The sequence below is a fragment of the Okeania sp. genome (genome assembly GCF_983059655.1).
The window spans coordinates 25709-45133 of sequence record NZ_CEZPJD010000003.1; the positions used below are offsets into that span (position 1 = coordinate 25709).

14 protein-coding genes and 1 riboswitch are annotated in these 19425 nt (G+C 36.1%); of the genes, 8 read left to right on the forward strand and 6 right to left on the reverse strand.

From position 1 onward, the window contains the following. Positions 1 to 323: 323 nt before the first annotated feature. Both AC3DU7_RS00645 and AC3DU7_RS00650 read right to left on the reverse strand, forming a co-directional pair. Positions 324 to 716 (reverse strand): DUF1636 domain-containing protein, encoded by a 393-nt coding sequence (locus AC3DU7_RS00645; protein ID WP_488037438.1) that lies wholly within the window; start codon positions 714 to 716, stop codon positions 324 to 326. A gap of 43 nt (positions 717 to 759) precedes the next feature. Next, positions 760 to 1482, reverse strand: coding sequence for a HupE/UreJ family protein (locus AC3DU7_RS00650; RefSeq protein ID WP_488037439.1), 723 nt, complete (start codon positions 1480 to 1482; stop codon positions 760 to 762). Beyond that, positions 1457 to 1612: riboswitch (cobalamin riboswitch) on the reverse strand. (Overlaps the previous gene by 26 nt.) A 595-nt stretch (positions 1613 to 2207) precedes the next feature. Between AC3DU7_RS00650 and clpX the strand changes: the two genes are divergently transcribed. Both clpX and rbp read left to right on the forward strand, forming a co-directional pair. Further along, complete coding sequence (gene clpX, locus AC3DU7_RS00655; RefSeq protein ID WP_488037440.1) at positions 2208 to 3569, forward strand: ATP-dependent protease ATP-binding subunit ClpX; 1362 nt, start codon at positions 2208 to 2210, stop codon at positions 3567 to 3569. Positions 3570 to 4040: 471 nt separating this feature from the next. Then, a complete protein-coding gene (gene rbp / locus AC3DU7_RS00660) occupies positions 4041 to 4346 on the forward strand; it encodes an RNA-binding regulator (RefSeq protein WP_488037441.1) in 306 nt (101 codons plus the stop codon). 843 nt (positions 4347 to 5189) lie between these two features. On the opposite strand, the gene AC3DU7_RS00665 is transcribed toward rbp, so the two are convergent. Further along, positions 5190 to 6374 (reverse strand): aspartate aminotransferase, encoded by a 1185-nt coding sequence (locus AC3DU7_RS00665; RefSeq protein WP_488037451.1) that lies wholly within the window; start codon positions 6372 to 6374, stop codon positions 5190 to 5192. 215 nt (positions 6375 to 6589) lie between these two features. Beyond that, positions 6590 to 7762, reverse strand: coding sequence for an iron-containing alcohol dehydrogenase (locus AC3DU7_RS00670; protein ID WP_488037452.1), 1173 nt, complete (start codon positions 7760 to 7762; stop codon positions 6590 to 6592). Between the two features lie 993 nt (positions 7763 to 8755). Between AC3DU7_RS00670 and AC3DU7_RS00675 the strand changes: the two genes are divergently transcribed. After that, positions 8756 to 9055, forward strand: coding sequence for a hypothetical protein (locus AC3DU7_RS00675; RefSeq protein WP_488037442.1), 300 nt, complete (start codon positions 8756 to 8758; stop codon positions 9053 to 9055). Positions 9056 to 9755: 700 nt separating this feature from the next. Next, positions 9756 to 11210, forward strand: coding sequence for a sugar transferase (locus AC3DU7_RS00680; RefSeq protein WP_488037443.1), 1455 nt, complete (start codon positions 9756 to 9758; stop codon positions 11208 to 11210). A gap of 170 nt (positions 11211 to 11380) precedes the next feature. Here the strand turns inward: AC3DU7_RS00680 and AC3DU7_RS00685 are convergent, their stop codons facing one another. After that, positions 11381 to 12052 (reverse strand): ATP synthase subunit B family protein, encoded by a 672-nt coding sequence (locus AC3DU7_RS00685; RefSeq protein ID WP_488037444.1) that lies wholly within the window; start codon positions 12050 to 12052, stop codon positions 11381 to 11383. A gap of 587 nt (positions 12053 to 12639) precedes the next feature. Continuing rightward, entirely contained in the window at positions 12640 to 13140 is a 501-nt protein-coding gene (gene coaD / locus AC3DU7_RS00690; RefSeq protein WP_488037445.1) for a pantetheine-phosphate adenylyltransferase, read from the reverse strand. Between the two features lie 1930 nt (positions 13141 to 15070). Between coaD and AC3DU7_RS00695 the strand changes: the two genes are divergently transcribed. From AC3DU7_RS00695 to AC3DU7_RS00710, 4 genes are all read left to right on the forward strand, one after another. Then, positions 15071 to 16045: a quinone oxidoreductase family protein gene (locus tag AC3DU7_RS00695; protein ID WP_488037446.1), complete on the forward strand. Its 975-nt coding sequence runs from the start codon at positions 15071 to 15073 to the stop codon at positions 16043 to 16045. 44 nt (positions 16046 to 16089) lie between these two features. Beyond that, positions 16090 to 17409 (forward strand): tyrosinase family protein, encoded by a 1320-nt coding sequence (locus AC3DU7_RS00700; protein WP_488037447.1) that lies wholly within the window; start codon positions 16090 to 16092, stop codon positions 17407 to 17409. A gap of 283 nt (positions 17410 to 17692) precedes the next feature. Further along, a complete protein-coding gene (locus tag AC3DU7_RS00705; RefSeq protein WP_488037448.1) occupies positions 17693 to 18847 on the forward strand; it encodes a DUF58 domain-containing protein in 1155 nt (384 codons plus the stop codon). A 321-nt stretch (positions 18848 to 19168) separates the two neighbouring features. Beyond that, positions 19169 to 19425, forward strand: a 257-nt coding sequence (locus tag AC3DU7_RS00710) for a ferredoxin-thioredoxin reductase catalytic domain-containing protein (protein WP_488037449.1), incomplete at its 3' end; no start/stop codon positions are given.

The following is a 19425-nucleotide window of genomic DNA, read 5'->3' on the forward strand; positions in this document are numbered from 1 at the left end:
TTATGGATGATTAAAATCCCCATTCATTACCGAATAATTAATAATTAATAATTAATAATTAAATTATTCTGGTTTAAAGCCTCCCCTTTTAAGGGGAAAAAAGCGGTTGAGGGATGGCATTTTGCTCCGCAACATATAAAGCGGAGCGACTCTGTCAAGAGCGGGTCCCCTCGCCATATCCAATCAACCAAGAGAAGAAATAATATTTCCTTATTTTCAATCCTCTCGGTTTTAACCAGAGGTAATTATCAATTATCAATTATCCATTATCAATTAATGAAACACCTTGATAAGCTGATAGCTGACTGCTGAGGTGCTGACTGCTATTTCAATGGTGGAATTCTAGCTAAAACACCTTTTTTTAACTGCTCAGGTCTTTCCGACCAAGATAATAATCCATCAGATTTAGCATCATATAGACTGGCACATTCTAATACTGCTGCTGATACTTCTGACAAAACTTCTGTTTGAGATGGTAAATCTCCAAATACATAAGTGTGCTTACCAGGGGCAGCAAAAGAAATAGCACAAGAGTGACTACAAGCGCTCATACATTCTATTGGCTTGATAGAAAACCTATCCCTTAAATGCCAATTTTTATATTGTTGGGAAAGTCGATCAAGTAGTTTTTCTCCTCCACTAATGCCTTGTCGTTTCCCATTTTTCCAAACACTCGCACAAGTAGTACAAACAAACAATATTTGTGGCGTAGACATTTTGTTTTTTTGATAATTTCCAGGAATTTAATTGTGCTATTAACTAAGATATGGCGCTGGTGAAAAATACCATTCCAATAGCACCTATTGCCAAACCCAGGAAGCGCATTACAAGAAAGAATTTATTTTCCCAAGAATTACTGACTAATTCAGCAGATTTCATTACCAATAATGCTATTAATAACTGCACCGTTGTAAAGCCGAACAAATATGCAAATAAAGGTGTCATTTCTGCACCAATAATTGCCTCTCCATAAGCATAACCATGAAAGATACCCGCAATAGCTGCAAAAATACTTAATAATTGGAGACTCAGCTTCTGTTTGAGAACTAGCATTGTACCAAAAGCAACTACTGATAGAGCGATCGCTATCTCTGCTAAAGGTAAATCAATACTGAGAAGATGTATACCTGTTCCTAATATTACTGTAGCGAGAAAAGATGCTATTATTGATATACCATTGGGGATTCCTACTGCAATTAATCCAACTGCAACTACAAAAGCCAGGTGATCTATTCCAATAATTGGATGTCCTACACCAGATAGAAAACCTTCCCACAAATTACTTGGTGTTTTTCCATCCATTGGATGATGAGCTATTGCCGATTCTATTGTGCTGAAAAAAATTAAAATTGCCAGTGCGAAAATTACTTTTACTCTATGCAATTGATGAGCAATCCTACTTTTGGTAGGCTTGTAATGTCTATCTTTCATCCGTACCTCGCAGATGTATTGATTATCATTTTTAATAATGTTGGTGGGCATTCTGGCTTAATGAAATTTTAGATTTTACTAAACTCATTTCACAGTTGCGGGACAGCGTTGGATTTACACCAAACTTTCCCCTTACTTCTAACGACTAACCCTCGCTAGAACCAACATAGTTTGAAAACTATATCACAATATTTCTCTTCTCACTCAAAATATTTTTGATTTTTATAAAATTTTCAACATTTTCTGCTTAATACAACTTAATACATCTTTTAAAAAAATATAGTTAGTCAGTATCTAAATCTAGATTATGCAAAAAACTAAGAAATTGTGGATATAATATAATCATAATCCAAGCTACAATTGTTAATGATTCAGACCAAACTTATTTTTATTTTTTGAGTTTCAAATAATCAGGCCAGATGCTCATACTTATTAAACGTTCTGAGTAGATAAATCTCATATAGAGTTTCTCCGTAAACGTGAGATACACCTATCTTTGATTTATATTCTGTCCCCTGTTCCCTAAAAATTACGAATTTTGTACCTTACAAGTATGGGAATTACTATAGTAAATTATTTCAATTATCCTATTGAAAAATTAAAATGCTTAAAAAATATATATAATCAGAGTTGAGTTGAAACTATAAACACAAGAAGTTGTGAAATTCAGACTTAAATATGACTAATCTGCTGGATTTTTCAATTCCTAAATATCAAATAACAGCTTTTGAACTCCTCAGAAAAAACGATCCCCATCATCAAGGAAGAAAACAAGTATGTCCAGATACGATTCTCATCTTAAATGCTCATTTTGTGGCAAGTCCCAAGATCAAGTCCGTAAGTTAATAGCAGGTCCTGGGGTTTATATTTGCGATGAATGTGTAGAACTATGTAACGAAATATTAGAAGAAGAAATTTTTAACTCTAGAAAAGATGATACTTCCGCTAACCAAATCGGATCGCAATTAGCAAATAATAATTATTCAGGTAAGAGCAAACCTTCCTTAGAAGCAGTTCCAAAACCTACAGAAATTAATCAATACTTAGATCATCACGTAATTGGACAAAAACAGGCAAAAAAAGTACTGTCAGTAGCAGTATATAATCACTACAAACGTCTAAGTTGTCAAACAAATCATAATTCCGATAACAGTGTTGACCCTGATGTGGAATTACAAAAATCTAATATCTTATTAATTGGCCCAACTGGTTGTGGAAAGACTCTGTTAGCCCAAACTCTAGCAGAATTACTAGATGTGCCATTTGCAGTAGCAGATGCAACGACCCTTACAGAAGCTGGTTATGTAGGGGATGATGTAGAGAATGTTTTGTTAAGGTTATTGCAAGTAGCAGACTTTGATATAGAAGCGGCTCAGAGAGGAATAATATATATAGACGAAATAGATAAAATTGCTCGTAAAAGTGAAAATACTTCTATTACAAGAGATGTATCTGGAGAAGGAGTCCAACAAGCTTTATTAAAAATCTTGGAGGGGACAATAGTTAATGTCCCACCACAAGGAGGACGTAAACATCCCTATCAAGATTTTATTCAGCTGGATACCAATTCAATTTTATTTATTTGTGGTGGTGCTTTTGTCGGGTTAGAGAAAATAGTTGAACAACGACAGGGAAAAAAATCATTGGGCTTTATTCAGGCCGAAGATCTTAATAAAGATAATATAGCTTTACAGTCAAAAGAAAAACGTAATATTAATGTACTCAAAAGTATAGAACCAGATGACTTAGTTAAGTTTGGTTTGATTCCAGAATTTATTGGACGAATGCCAGTATTAACAGTAATTGACCCATTAGATGAAACGGCATTAATGAAAATATTAACTGAGCCACAAAATGCTCTAGTTAAACAGTATCAAAAATTATTAAAGATGGATAATGTTAAGTTAGAATTTCAGAAAGAAGCTCTCAGGGCGATCGCTAAAGAAGCATATAGACGCAAAACAGGAGCTAGAGCATTACGAGGCATTTTAGAAGAGTTAATGTTAGAGGTAATGTATGAGTTGCCATCCCGTAAAGATGTAACTCGTTGTATTATCACTGAAGAAATGGTAGAAAAAAGATCCACTGCTGAATTGTTATGGCATCCAACTTGGCATAAGCAGCATGAGTCTGCTTAATGTTTATCAAGTCTTGATATTGCCTTGAGATTTAATTATCTCTAAGATATCTCTAATAATAAAAAATCAAATCAACTATTCTGTCCCCCTACTCCCTACTTCCTCTTTTCTAGAGATGCCCTTTGATTTTTAGAGAGGCGAAATTATTAAAGTATATAAAGAAATAAAAACTTGCTTGATTCTTATATACAAATCTATAGCAAAGAATGGGTTGGTTAGAAAATAGACTGATAATAAACCTGAAGACAGAGAAATATTTTTCCCACAGATTGGCTGCTGCCTTTTGCCTGCTCTATTCTGAGCCAAACTTTCTTGATTTTACTATTGCAAAATCAAGCTTGTGATATAATAGAATGTGTTATCGGTTTCGAGGATCTGTTTAAGTTCGATGGGCGTTTTCCAGTTTTTCTTTACAGACTTGTCTCCGAGTTTTATTCTTTTTAAATTTTTAACTGATTTGGGAGACAGTCTATGTCAATATATGTGGGTAATTTATCCTACGATGTCACGCAAGAGGACTTAAATGCAGTATTTGCTGAATATGGACAGGTAACAAGAGTTCACTTACCTATAGACCGTGAAACAGGTCGAGTGCGTGGTTTTGGATTTGTGGAAATGGTAAACGAGGAGGATGAAGAAAAAGCAATTGAAGCTTTGGATGGTGCAAGTTGGATGGGTCGTGACATGAGAGTCAATAAGGCCAAACCACGAGAAAATAAGGGTGGTGGTAACTACAGTGGTGGCAATAATCGTAAGTTCTCTCGCAACAACTACTAACTTATCAAAGACGTTACTATAATGCCCGCATCAAATAGACATAGGCGTGAAAAAAAATGCAGAAATGTTGAGCACTGGAACTGGGAACAGGAATCGGGAAAAATAGGAAAACTCGATCTGAATCGATAGTAGAGGCTATTTGAGCGCTCATTAAATGGACTATATATAACCTATCTAAAAAGCTTGCTGAGTAGGAATATTTTATTTCTGGAGAAGTCTAATGTATTTGGTGTAGGCATAAACGTGTGAGAAAAAACATACCATACTCAGGAATATCTGAAAGCAGACTTTAAAGTTGAAGTCAAAAATAGGTGTTGCATAGTAACTAAATGATTTGAGATTTTTGATTGAATTGCATCTTGGATTTGATAATTGCTAGCATAATTGAAGTATAGGTTTTTTAGTCAAAGTCTAAACTAATTTTTGGCAATAATTCCATGAACGAAGGCAAAGGGCAGAAAGAACAATTGGATGGGGTTTTATACCCTTGTTCCCTTCAGTTATAGGCATTTATGCAAGTCAGAATTGCTTTCTGCCTTCTGCCCTAGTGCCTTTCCTGATAATGTGCAACTCCAAGTTTTGAACTGTACTTGGTGTTCATTAATGGATAATGGATAATTATCTCTGGTTAAAACCGTTACGGAATTGAATATAAGGAAATATTATTCTCTTCTCTTGGTCGATTGGATATGGCGAAGAGACCCGCTCTTATCAGAGCCACTCCGAAAATCGCCATTTACATTCGGTAAGTATTCAGAAATCCAGAGAAAATAATAGTAAAAATCGAAGACTCAGCTAATGAAGCTAGAGTCTTTCTTCTTATCATATAAAATTTGGCTTGCTTCAATGATAGGAAATGCCTGCCTGCTGAAACCGACTTAATGCTTCACCCAAACGTTCACATTCAGCAATGAGACTAACCCTAACATAGCCCTCTCCTCCGCTACCAAAAGCATTTCCAGGAGTCACAACAACTCCAGTTTGTTGTAATACGGACAAAGCAAAATCAGTGGAACCTACTCCTGGTGGACAAGGTACCCATAAATACATAGTTGCCAGAGTTTTCCGTACATTCCAACCCAACTTTCCTAAACCTTCAATCAGAAAATCTCGACGTTGCCGATAACGTTCTTGAACCTGATATAAAAATTCATCCGGTAACTGTAGAGCAGTTTCAGCAGCAGACTGTAGAGCAGCAAACAACCCATAATCCAAATTAGTTTTCAAAGTGCGTAACCCTTGAATTATCCGAGAATTACCAACCACAAAGCCTACTCGCCAACCAGCCATATTATAAGTTTTAGACATAGTGTGAAACTCAACACCAATATCTTTTCCCCCAGGAATCTCCAATAAACTTGTAGGCTGATAACCATCAAAAGCTAGCTCAGCATAACATAAGTCGTGAACCAGCATAATTTCATACTTTTTAGCAAAAGTGACAATATCCTGGAAAAATTCTCGTGGGGCAGTAGCTCCTGTAGGATTACTAGGATAATTAAAATAGAGAATCTTCGCTTGCTCTGCAACACTATCGGGAATATCCCCTAGATCGATAATCCAATCATTTTCTGGTTTCAGTAAAATGCTATGAATCTTACCTCCAGCAATTAAAGGACCACGAAAATGGGCAGGATATGCAGGATTAGGTGCTAAAACTAAATCTCCTGGATTCACATAAGCCAAAGCTAAGTGAGTTAAACCTTCCTTAGAACCCAAAAGTGGTAAAGCTTCACCTTCTGGATCAAGTTTCACATTATAACGACGGAAATACCAATTAGTAATTGCTTTCCTGAAACTACCAGTACCTTCAAAGGGAGGATAACCATGGTTAGCTACTTCTTGTAAAGCTACGATGGCGGCCTCCACCACAGGTTGAGGAGTCGCCCCATCAGGGTTCCCCATTCCCAAGTCAATTAAATCTAGCCCTTGTTCGCGGGCACGAACTTTTAGTTCGTCTAAACGGGCAAAAACATAAGGTGGTAGTGCTTGTATCCTGTTTGCGGGATTAATCCAATCCATATTTATTACAAGTTGAAGCTGGAAATAGGTGGTTCAACAATTAACAATTAATTATTAATAATTAATTATTAACAATTATCTCTCCTTGAAAAGAAGAGGATTACTCAAAGGAAAATTTTGTCTTGTTTCTCCTTTAAAGGAGAGGCTTTAAACCTTAATTATTCGGTAAAAGTGAGACTACCTAAGATAAACTATTTTTTCAAAATATCAGATTTCAATGTTCAGAAATTAGCCGTAATATCTGCATAGGCATCAATTCCTAAATTTTGTTTCTCTGGCTCTTGTGGGACTGTTGTTGAAACCATTGCTGCTACTAATTGCTCGGGAATCACTCTAAATGGTAAGCGATGAATATCTGAATTGCTATGACAAGCAACTTCAGCAGCACGGCATAATTCAGACAAACTAATTTCTCCTAACCCTAAGTCACCCAATGTTTTTGGTAAACCAATCTCATTATAGAATTTTAACAGTTGCTGTCTAGCAGTTATAGCTAGTTGGTTGCCTTGTAGCATTTCTTCCAACCTTAGTTGGACTAATATACCATAAGCAACTTTTTCTCCATGCAATGTACCATGACTTGCTGACAAATGAGTTAGGCCATTATGAACGGCATGAGCAGCCACAGTCCGACATTGAGCACCACCAATACCTCCAATTAAACCTGCTAATAAAACTGTGGCATCGACAACTTCTTGCCAAGTCTCTCCACCAGGTTCTTGTAAAGCTACTGTTGATTTTTGGAAGAGAATATCTCGTAACACTCTTGCTTGTTGGACAGCAGCAATGGTCATAGTTTGTTCTGAATGGCCACTACTAACTGAGGCTTCATACCATTTGGCGATCGCATCTCCAATACCAGCTACTAAGATACGGGAAGGCCCAGTTTTGATAAGACCATAATCCAGGATTAGCAGGTCTGGACATTTAGCTAGACTAACATCATATAAGAAAGCGCCTTGGTCTGAGTAAACATTTGATAATGCAGTCCAAGCTGCACAAGTGCCTGCTGAGGTGGGAATTGTGACTATAGGTAAATGACATTGGTGGGCTAAGAGTTTGGCTGTGTCGAGGGCTTTGCCACCACCAATGCCAATTATGAGGTCTGCTTTTTTAGTTGTGACGATTTGGCGAAGATGAGCTAGACTAGCTTCACTACAGTCCGACCTGTAGCTGGCCTGAGTAAATTTTAATTGATGATTTTGTAGTAAAGGCCCAAGGTATGGTTGAATAATATCCAAGGAGCGATCGCCTCCTACAATCAAGGGATTAGCTCCAAGATGGGCGATCGCTTCTCCTGATTGAGCTAGAGCCTTTTTCCCCCGAATAATTCGAGTTGGAGCAATATTTAGGGATAATGTTGTTGATTGGGAGGTGTCAGTCTGTTTAATCATGGCGACTAAGGCTAGATTAGAGTCAATTCTATTGAGTATAGGCAAATCTTGTTATAGTTGTCAGGCTTTACTGAGAAGTTTTCATGTTTTTTTTTGAATTTATAAATTTTATACTTACAGATTATTAACTTTTTTACTGGCTATTGTAAGAGGAATATAATTGAGTATATATTATATATAGTGTTGACAGATTAATTGTGGAACTGAAAAAAATTATACTCCATCATCAAGTATTTAATTATCTATAATCAAGTATCAATCCCAGAATGAATATTTAACTATATAAACAGTGTTCAGCATTTGGTTTATTAAGCTATAAGTCGAAATAAATTATATTTAAAAAGGAACTTCAACTAGAGTTGATAGCTGTTAACACGGAGGTAATGATAAATCATAAAATTTTTATTTATGCAATTATTTTGATTGGCGACTAAAATTAAAACTGTTTATGTAATAAATATTTTTTCAATATGGTTTAACTGTGATAATTTATCAAAGCAAAGTGCAGGAGACACTGATGCAGTTTGTGCAGCATTCAGTAGGAAAGGGAATTCCGACTCCTGAACTCTGCCAGTGACCGAAGAGAACAAAGGTGTAAAGCCCGGCCATCACTCACTTTGCCTACAATTTTGTGGGAGATAAAACCTCATCCGATTTTCCTTCTGCTCTCTGCTTTCTACCTTCGTTTATTATATTTATATTAATTTCATGTGATGCCGAACAGAATCAGAACTCAGAACTCAGAACTCAGGATAAAATCATTAAGTACTTATGTTTTAATCTACAGTCAACTCCGATCAAAATTTTATTTTATGTAACTTATTATGAATTTGATCTTAACAAGTATTTGTGTTCATCTAAATTAACTTTATTCTTGAGGTAAAACAGTTAAAGAGAGAAGTAGATACAGTCAAATTTATAAAAATATCTAACAGTCATAGTATCAACTAAAACTAAACTTTTGCACAATTAATAAATTGAGGAATAAAAACAATGAAAGGTTCATTTGCACAATACGCTCAAGAAAGCAGTACAGAGATAATACTTTATTATATCAACGGTCATTCAGAGACCTTTAGTTTACCAATAAATTCTCAACAGTTTCAAGCTATGTTACCACAGTTACTTCAAGAACCTTGGATAACTTTTCATTTAATAGATCAAACAGTTTGTATTTCTACAGAAAAAGTGATGAAAATTGAAATCAAACCACCAATAAATCAAATGCAAGGAGAAGGTGTATTTGCCAATTCTCAGCGAATCACTGCTTTACAACGCAATGCTACCAGATAACAAAAAATTAGTGAATTTATAGTTTTTTTATAGTAGTTAAAATCAAGCATAAATGAACGCGAAATAAATTAAATAAAATGGTAAATTGAATTTACACTATCGAGTGGCAATTCAGAAAAAACTATTCAACAATTAATAATTACCTTCCCTTGAAAAGAAGAAGATTTGCTTAAAAGGTTTTTTTCTTCTCTTGGTAGATTGGATATGGCGAGGAGACTCGCTCTTGCAGAGCCACTCTGCCTTATATATTGCGTAGCAAAACGACCTCTTTTTTATCCATAATTTTTTATCCATAAATGGAGAGGCTTTATACCTGAACTTCCCCTTTGAAAAAACGGCACAATGTATGTTGTACAAGAGATACGTTTGATTTTCTATCTGCATTTACTGGGTAAAATCTTGTAGGAATGCTTAAATTATCTAATAAATCTAATGACTTTTATTGTGATTTAGTAAGTCAAGATACATGGCTATGTTTTAGCAGATACTACATTGTGTATGAAATATCAACATTGATTGCGATTCCCATACGACGCTCCCTTGGAGGAGAGCGCGGGTCTTCTCGCAACATCTTGATAAAATAAAATCGGCAAGATGTAAGCAAAGCCAATTAATTTTCTTCAATAAACGAAGGCACTTATGCCCTCTGCCTTTCCAATCGTATCATCGAGAATGTTAAGATAGAATAGGCAAGAAAAAAATGCTGTACTCAAAAAAGCGCATAAATTCTGATACTCAAAAAAATAGTAAACGAGAGCAAGGTGTGCCTAATAAAGTTGTTAGTCTAAGTCGTGGAATCAAGATTTTCTGGTTGCGTACCATTGGATTTGTACTTCTAGATGCAATTCTTGTATCTCTTGCTTGGAAAAAGGCTTACTCAATTAGCTCAGATGTAGTCGGAACTTATGCTTATCAACCAGTATTTTTGTTGCTAATTTTATTAATTACTCTAAGTAGTATAGCTGCTGCTAGTTTGTATGGCAATCGCGAAAATCGTTGTCAGTTTTTTGGCTTAGTAAAAAGTCTGACATTTGCTCAAGTAATTTTACTATTACTGGCTTTTTTATACCAACCAGAATCAATTTTTTCTCGTTCTACTTTTGTACTAGCATGGCTATTTAATCTCATATTTGTATTGGTAGGTCGTCTAATTTCAGAAGCAATAATCATAGTTATTCGCATACAAAATACCCTGACTCGTAAAATTTTTTTAGTAGGTACTTCCCAAGATACTTTAGTAGCGAAAATTGCTCTAAAATTAGTCAGTAATAAAGAATATGAAATCTTAGGAGAAATAGATTTATCTACTAAAGAAAATTGCGACCGCTGGCCAGAGATTTTAGAATATATGTCTGAGCAAGGAGTGGGAGAAATTTTTGTTTGTTCTTGGCGGTCAATACCAGACCACATGGAATTTTATTGGAGTCTAAAAACAGCCGGTATTCATCTGCGGATTTTGCCATTTAGTTTGACCATTCCCAGTCAAATTCCAAAAATAGAAATGATTGGTGGGATGCCAACAATTCATTTAAGTCCACCAGCTATTGTGGGTGTTGATTATTATGTGAAGCGTAGTTTTGATTTATTAGTTTCCAGTTTTTTTCTGTTGTTAACTGCTCCTTTTCTATTGTCGATCGCTACTTTAATTAAACTTGATTCTCCAGGTCCAATAATTGATAAGCATACTCGGGTTGGACTGAGAGGGGAACACTTTAAAATATGGAAATTCCGAACTATGGTGTTAAATACAAATCAGTTGCTTCAAGAGCTAGAGGGAAAAAATGACACTATGGACGATGTACCCTGGGCCATGAAGGAAGACTTGCAAATTACCAAGGTAGGTAAGTTTCTCCGGCTATACAGCCTTGATAAATTACCTCAGTTAATTAATGTAGTCAAAGGTGATATGAGTCTGGTAGGGCCGCGCCCTCTTAAACCAAAAGACATCGAAAATTTTAAGCCACATCATTTTATACTACAAGATGTATTGCCAGGGGTGACAGGTTTGTGGCAAGTATCAGGTCGTTCTCATATTCTTAACTTTGAGAATGCCTTCCGCCTAAATATGACATATATAAATAATTGGTCTTTAGCTCTGGATTGTCAAGTTTTACTGAAGACGGTCAAAGTACTTTTGACTCAAGAAAGAGCTTAATTGCTTTAATGAACTCAATCTAAATTTTACCGAAAAATTCAGCTTTAAAGCCTACTATTTTAAGGGGATAAAAAAAAATAAATCCTTTGAGTCAATCTTCTTCTTTTAAAGAAGAGGTAATTATTAATTATTAATTATTAATTATTAATTATTAATTATTCAGCTTTTTCCTATAAATTATTAGTAGGATTTAGTGGTTGTGGTATATTTTCATCTCCTTCTAATTGTTGACGACCATTGCGAATGACCTTGAGCATATCAGTTAACTGCTGTTCAATACTATCCAGAACACGATCTGCATAGTCATCTGCACCATTTTGAATTTCATCACACTCTGCGATCGCTCTTGCCTTCATTTCCTCCAACTCTTGTTGAGTTTGATAGCGAATTTGTTCAATTTCAGCAATAGTAGCTTGTTGAATAGCTTCACAATCAAGTTGAACTTGATTTCTGAGCTGATCTGCTTCTACCTTTGCCTGCTGAACAAGACCCATTTCATTTAAAATTTGGGAAGCTTGTTGTTCAGCATTTTCAATAATCTCTTCCGCATAAAGTTCCGCTTCTTGAAGAATTTCATCTTTATGCCGAACAATCATTTCTGCTTCCTGAAAAGCAACTGGTAAATTCAGACGTACTATATCTAACTGGTCTAGTAATTGTTCTTCATCGATCAAAGTACGCCCTACAAAGGGAATTCTAGGACTATCGAGAATAATTTCCTCCAGACGATTTAGTTCTCGCTGAATATCAACTCCAGGGGAGCTGCTGGCAGTTTCACCTTCGATATTTTGTCCACTTACTTCTGGTTCAATATTAGCTTTAGCTGAGTTTTGTCGTAACATTATCTAACTGATTTAATAACTTGTCTTTATAAATGCTTCCCATAAAGGGAATTTTGGGACTATCAAGAATAATCTCCTCCAATCAATTTAATTATTGCTGGATATCGACTCCAAGGAAAGGACTGTTCAACAATTAATAACTAATAATTAATAATTAATAATTACCTCTCTTTGAAAACGGAATTGATTAACTCAAAGGAAAATTAATTCATTGTTTCTCCTTGAAAGGAGAGACTTTAAACCTTAATTATTCGGTAAGTTGATTTTAGATATTTTGTCCATTTACTTTTAATTCGATCGGGATTTTATCTTTAAAGTATAAGAAACAATCTAGTGCAAAATGGCGGAAATAAATGACCAGTTACAAAATCCTAAAAGCCTTACCAATCAATACTTATGACTTCTGACTTCTGAATTTTGACTTCCGCGTAGCGGAACTAGTGTCCTTCTAAACTCAGAAACACTATATTCTAGTGGTTCGAGTAGTTATTTTTCATCAATCAGAAATCCTATAAAGGGAATTCTAGGGCGATCAAGAATAATTTCTTCCAGTCGATTTAATTCTCCCTGGATATCAATTTGTCCACTTACTTCTGATTTAATATTGGCTGAGTTTTGTCGTAACATCTATAAATATCAATAGCAATGTGCTGAGGAACAAGATGATCTACAGATCCACCAAAAATAGCGATTTCTTTAACTACACTACTACTTAGAAAGCTATATTCGTTAGAGGTAGCCAAAAAAACTGTCTCTATTTCAGATGATAAGGTTTTATTTGTATGGGCCATTTGAAGTTCTTTTTCAAAATCTGAAAGAACTCGTAGACCTCGGATTAGGACTTTAGCCTCTCGCATTTTTGCATAGTTTACCGCTAAACCATCGAAACTGGCTACCTCCACATTAGATAGATGTTTTGTGGAATAGTGAATTTGATTTAAACGTTTCTCAATGGCAAATAAAGGAGTTTTACTGGGATTTTGCAGTACGGCCACAATAACCTTTTCAAAAAGCCTACACCCCCGTTCAATAATATCTATATGACCGAGGGTAATAGGGTCAAAACTGCCTGGGTAAATTGCAATCACAATATAGCTATATTAATAATAGTTATTTAAATATCTTACCAAGGTTATTAGAAATATTTCCAAAAAATTATTTGTTATTTAGTAAACATTTCCTGCGGATGCTGCACGAACAGCGGTCAGCTAATAGCTGAATACTTACGTTATTTGTCTGTTTTATTGAGGTAATATGGTATCAGGAAGGTAATCAATCTTTTTTGAATTATATGATATTTGGGATTTGCTAGTGGTGCATTGTAATTTTTTTTAGCAACAGTTTAACAACAGTATAGTGAAGGTTATAGCTACCATTCACCATTGCTATACAGAACTACCAAGATTTTTGGTCGGGTGCATTTCATATTTGCAAAAATACTTTTTTTCCTATGTAGAACCCAAATGGGTTCTATTAGGCATCTCCTCCACGCATAGGGAGTAGGGGGAAATAATTGATGAATAATAGTGCAATAATTGATTTAATTTTTGATTGTTGGAGATCTCTATTAATTATGTAATTAAATATAGCAATCAGGAATAAGTTGTGACAATTCAGATGTTCCTTAAAAGTATATAATATAGCAATCATTATATTCATATGGTAAATTTTTTTCTTTTTCTCTGTTCCCTATTCCCTGTTTCCTAAAAGTTTTCAATATCTCACAACTCAAATCATATTGCTATATAAATATCTAACTTTGTAGCAAAAAAACCCTATATTTGCCAAGATACCAAATGGGTTCTATAGAAGCCATTTGAGATCTATAATAATTATGGTAGTCAAGTCTTTTCGCGCATCAATGAGTGAGGAAAAATCATCTGAAGGAGTGTTGAATTTTTTTGTATGATCTCTCCCCAGATCTTCTATCCATTATCAATTAATGAACTCCTGTCTTCTGACTCCTAGCTAAAAAAACTTGATATTTATGAAGATACGATCGGGGGTTCTATATTCCCTGTTGCCCGTTGTCTCTCTTAGTGCGCGATCGCTCTCTTTGTCAGCATTCCCTCCCTTGGTCGGCGTTCCCTCTCTTGGTCAGCATTCCCTTGCGTCTGACGCCGACGCGGGATCTGACCGCTTGCGCCTGACGGCGACGCGGGGTCTGACCGCTTGCATCTGATGCCGACGCGGGTTCCGACCGCTTGCGTCTGACGCCGACGTGGGGTCTGACTGCTTGCGTCTTGCGCCGACGCAGAGTCGCACCGCTGTTGCCTAAAAGCGATAAATTTTTGGCTTTATTCAAAATAGAAATACACCCTTTTGATCGATAAAAATATATTTCGACTAGTTTTTTGGCATAACTTTATACTCTTCAGTCTATAATTAATTTTTTTTATACCAAATTCATGCAAAGGCAGTTACATCTTAATTTGTCATTTATTCCTAAAAGAAAAAATTATAAATTCCATAAATTTAAAAATTTTCACCTTTTTTCCTCTTTTTTATGATGTTTTTCTTTCCCTGTTCCCAGCTCCGGTGTTCCCTGTTCCCTATGTAGTCACTGTAGCAATATTTTATGAAATTGGTATTATATGTAGTTGATCTAAATCGTTATAAAATTGTTTGTTAAATTACAACTTTAAAATTTCATATAATTATTATTATGGGATAAGTTTCTTATCCCACAAGAAGTTGATCATTCTTGAACAAATATTTATTGATTTAAATCATTTCATCTTTATCAAAAAGAAGTTAAACTAAAAAAATACATATTAAAGTACAATACAAATCATAATGAAACAACAAAAATAATCAACTCATGCAATAAAATATTTGCACTAAATTTCCTATAAATAAAGATTGACTATATATAAATATATTCAATATATAAATTTAGAAAGAACTGAGTTATAAAATAGTTTCAAATATTAGGTAGAAACAGATTATAACTTCAAAAAATATAAATCCATAAATGACTGTTACTAGAACATATTGAAAATCAGGAACATTTCCTATATGCGTGCAATTCAATTTGAACAATTTGGGACACTTTCACAACTTAAGCTGACAAAATTGCCCCAACCAGCTCCAAAAGTAGATGAAGTTGTAGTCGAGATCCATGCTTCTGCAATTAACCCCAGTGATGTGAAAAATGTTTTGGGAATGATGCCTCATACTAGCTTACCTCGCATTCCTGGTCGTGATTTTGCCGGAATTGTAGTTGAGGGAGCATCTAATCTTGTGGGAACTGAAGTTTGGGGAACAGGTGGGGAACTAGGGTTCACCCGTAATGGAACCCATGCAGAGTATATAATACTACCTCAAGATGCTGTCATACCCAAGCCAAAAACTTTATCTATGCAAGAAGCAGCAGCAATGGGAGTAAGTTACGTTACCGCTTCCTTGGGACTGATGCGTGCTTCTATCTGTGCGGGAGAAACAGTTCTAGTAATTGGTGCAACGGGAGCAGTAGGTAGCGCTACAATGCAAATTGCTAAGTGGAAAGGAGCATATCCCATCGGTACAATTCGCAATGAATCTCAGAGGGATCTAGTACAAAAATTAGGTGCAGAAACAGTTATCAACCTGAAAGAGGAAGAACTACAAGAAGCTGTTTTAGAAGTGACTAAGGGAGAGGGTGCAAATGTAGTTTTTGATGCCGTGGGGGGATCGATGTTTGAGAAGTGTTTAGGCACACTTGCGACGAGAGGTCGTATCATTGAGATTAGTGCCCCTGCAAAAGAACATCAAGTAGGCTTTGATATATTTAATTTCTACCGTAAGCAATTAGCTCTTTTTGGCATAAACAGTCTTTCTCTCGATACTAAAGCTTGTGCAAAAATTCTTGAAGAATTGACCCCAGATATTGAAACCAATATGCTCCGACCTTTAATTGCTGCCAGCTATCCCTTAGAAGAGGCAATATCAGCTTACGAGCAAGTACAGAATCGAAATGCGATCGGTAAAGTTATGATTACACCAAGAGAATAGATAGAGGAAATTGAACTTTTCCAAAATACAGGATGAAAAATGCCATGAAATTATTTCAGAACTACCAAAAATTATTCTTTGCTGCTTTTCGCATTGCATTAATTGCGATAACTATATTAATAGTTTTCTGCTCACAATCAAAAACTGCTTCTGCCAATATTAAAACTTACTCAGAAGCAGGAATAGGTATTGATGTAGCTGGTGAAGTTTCCTCTCTTGCTCAACCCGTAACTGATTCTTACTCAGTCGATCGCCAGTCTGATTTAGATACCAATCTTAGAGTGCGTAAGAGTATTGTCGATCTCTCTAGTGAAGAAAAAACCGCATTTGTCAATGCTCTCAAAACAGTAAAAAATACTTTTCCTGAAGGTAGTAAACTCAGTATCTTTGACCAGCTTGTTCTACAGCACGTTATGGTTGCGGGGTTTCAGCCACAGTTTGACTCATCAGGTCCAGCATCAGGTTTTAATCCTGCTCATCCCGGTAATACTGGATTTTTGCCTTGGCATAGAAAAATACTGTATGAGCTAGAAAAATATTTGCAGCAAGTAGACCCCAGCGTAACAATTCCCTATTGGGATTGGACCGATCCTAAAGCTCTAGATGTAATGCTAAGTGATGATTTTCTGGGAGGAAATGGTCAAGGTGTGAAAGTAGAAATTCCAGGTTTAGGAACCTTTGAAGGGGGACCAGTTATATCGGGACCTTTTGCTGACTGGACACTGAATGAAGATATTCACATTGAACCGATTAATTTTTCATCATTGGGACCGAAAATGTTGCGATTTGTTGAAGTCCCTCCGTTTGAGAAGTATCCGATGCCCAAAGAAGTGATTGAGAGAATTATGAATCTTGATGATTTTGTTACCTTCTCTACAGTATTAGAAGGTGGTGGTGTTGGCTTAGATGAGGAGGGGAATTTGATTCCTGATTGGGCTGCCCATGTCTATTCTCATGCGATGATTGGAGGAGTAGTTTTGAAAGATTACAGCATTCCAGCATTTCCAACTAACCAAGTTAGGAATCTAGGAACAATGATGAGCATTCTGAGTTCTCCCTACGATCCGGCGTTTTGGTTGACCCATTCTAATACAGATCGTATTTGGGCAGAATGGCAGGAGCAGGGACATACAGGTGAAAAATTTTATCCTGCAACAGGAATGAATTATGGATATAATCTTAACGATCCAATCTGGCCTTGGGATGGCGGTCAGTCTCAACCAGGAAATGTTAATGATATGGATTTAGTATCTATGTTACCTATAACTAATGAGGTTGTAACTGCTGCAGACCTTCTTGATTTTCGCAAGCTCAATTACACCTATGATACGATTAGATATCTCCAGAAAAGAGGGAAGAGGTAATAGGGAATAGGGGGAAATAACTGATAATTTCTGTACGATAATTGATTTTATTTTTTATTTTTGGAGATGTCTATTAGTTTGAGTAGTTTAACATATTCCCCCGACTGAAGCATAGGAGACTCCCACATCACTGCAAGAGTTACCTATTTCTGTGAGTCGGCTTACTTTTGTGGATTTCTCTATATAAATGCAGAGGTCTTTACTCTCCAGAGGCTTAACTTTCCCTGTACTCCCGAGTAGTTGATAATTGGTATGATTTAGGTTGGACACTTAAATCTATTATATGAAAATTTACTACAAAATTTCCGACTGGTTAGAAACTCACTGGGTAACACCAAGTTATGCAGGTGGGTTACTCGGAATGTTATCAATATTCTTCTTTGGTGCCGCCACTAATACCATGGCAGGATGGCTATATGTAATTAGTGGGATGAGTTTTGCATTATTAGGAATGGGTGCTGTGTTACCTGGGCGATCGCTACGTCAAATACAAGTACGTCGTCATCCAATTCAACCTGTAACGGTGAACGACTATTTAACTATCGCTCTCACAATTGAAAATTCTACTAATCAACCAATAGCATTAGTACAACTCAAAGATGAAATTCCTTTGGTGCTAGGAAAATCACCTGAACAAGCAATAGAAGTCATTCCTGGTAAAGAAGTTTACCATTGGACTTACCATTTACCTACCAAAAGAAGAGGAATATATCGTTGGCATCATCTTCAACTGAGAAGTGCAGCACCTCTTGGTCTATTTTGGTGTCGTCGTAGTCGGAATGCTAAAGCTACTGCTATTGTGTATCCTACAGTTTTACCCCTAAGTAATTGTCCGATAATAGATGAACTTGGTCAAGAAAATAGTCGTCAACTCAACGAGGATAGTCGTTATCTGATGGCTTCGGAAGGATTAACTCGGACATTACGACCATATCGGTTTGGCGATCCTAGTCGTTTGATCCATTGGCGGAGTAGCGCTCGTTATGGAGAGTTGCGAGTTCGAGAATTAGAGGTATCTAAGGGAGGAGAAGAAGTTATTATTTGTCTTGATAGTGCTGCTCATTGGCAAACAGACCGTTTTGAAGCAGCGGTAATAGCAGCAGCTTCTTTGTATTTCTATGCTAACCGCTCTCTGAAAAATGTCCAACTTTGGACTGCTGCTACTGGGTTAGTACAGGGGAATAGGGTGGTGTTGCAAACTTTGGCTGGAGTTAACTTTGGGGAAGAGGTTGTGTTAGGAAAGCCACCAAATAAGTCTTTGCTCTGGTTGACTCAAGACCCAGCTAGCTTATCTTCTCTGCCTTCTGGAAGTAGGTGGTTGTTGTGGTTAGATGAATCTATTTATCCACGAACAGAAATACCAAAGCTTCAGCATTCTTCTGGCTTGGAAATTACTTCTACTCAGCCATTAGAGTTTCAACTTCAGTCTCAAGTTTAGGGAGTAGGGAGTAGGGGAGTAGGGAGTAGGGGAGTAGGGGAGTAGGGAGAGGGGAAGGAGTGATACAAATTTACTTAAAAGCTGAACCTTACCCGCTAAAATTTAGGTTTCAAGTCACTAAAATATAACTTTTGACTTTTGATTTTTGACTTTTGACTTCTTCAATGAATTGTTTATATTGACAAATGTAACTTTTTATTATATTTTATGGTGAAAAATTCTAAATCTTTCAAATTTTTTACCATATTTTCTCCCGAAAATAGCTTTGTGCTGTAAAATTTAAAGAATTATCTAATATCAACAGCATAACAAACGTATATTATGAACCCAACTACAGAAAACAAAACACTATCCAGTGAAAAATCGTTGAAAGCGATGAAAAGTTTCTCTGAAAAGTATGCTAAGAATACAAACACTTATTTTTGTGTAGATCCTTCCGTTACGGCAGTAGTAATTGAAGGGTTGGCTAAACATAAGGATGAATTGGGCGCTCCTTTATGTCCATGTCGTCATTATGAAGATAAAGAAGCAGAAGTAAAAGCTACATATTGGAATTGTCCTTGTGTACCGATGCGAGA

Excerpts from the sequence above, each read along its gene's own strand:
- AC3DU7_RS00675 (WP_488037442.1), top strand. The coding sequence starts at position 8,756 with ATGAAAGGTTCATTTGCACAATACGCTCAAGAAAGCAGTACAGAGATA.
- AC3DU7_RS00695 (WP_488037446.1), top strand. The coding sequence starts at position 15,071 with ATGCGTGCAATTCAATTTGAACAATTTGGGACACTTTCACAACTTAAG.
- rbp (WP_488037441.1), top strand. The coding sequence starts at position 4,041 with ATGTCAATATATGTGGGTAATTTATCCTACGATGTCACGCAAGAGGAC.
- clpX (WP_488037440.1), top strand. The coding sequence starts at position 2,208 with ATGTCCAGATACGATTCTCATCTTAAATGCTCATTTTGTGGCAAGTCC.
- AC3DU7_RS00685 (WP_488037444.1), bottom strand. The coding sequence starts at position 12,052 with ATGTTACGACAAAACTCAGCTAAAGCTAATATTGAACCAGAAGTAAGT.
- AC3DU7_RS00650 (WP_488037439.1), bottom strand. The coding sequence starts at position 1,482 with ATGCCCACCAACATTATTAAAAATGATAATCAATACATCTGCGAGGTA.
- AC3DU7_RS00700 (WP_488037447.1), top strand. The coding sequence starts at position 16,090 with ATGAAATTATTTCAGAACTACCAAAAATTATTCTTTGCTGCTTTTCGC.
- AC3DU7_RS00705 (WP_488037448.1), top strand. The coding sequence starts at position 17,693 with ATGAAAATTTACTACAAAATTTCCGACTGGTTAGAAACTCACTGGGTA.
- AC3DU7_RS00645 (WP_488037438.1), bottom strand. The coding sequence starts at position 716 with ATGTCTACGCCACAAATATTGTTTGTTTGTACTACTTGTGCGAGTGTT.
- AC3DU7_RS00670 (WP_488037452.1), bottom strand. The coding sequence starts at position 7,762 with ATGATTAAACAGACTGACACCTCCCAATCAACAACATTATCCCTAAAT.
- AC3DU7_RS00680 (WP_488037443.1), top strand. The coding sequence starts at position 9,756 with ATGCTGTACTCAAAAAAGCGCATAAATTCTGATACTCAAAAAAATAGT.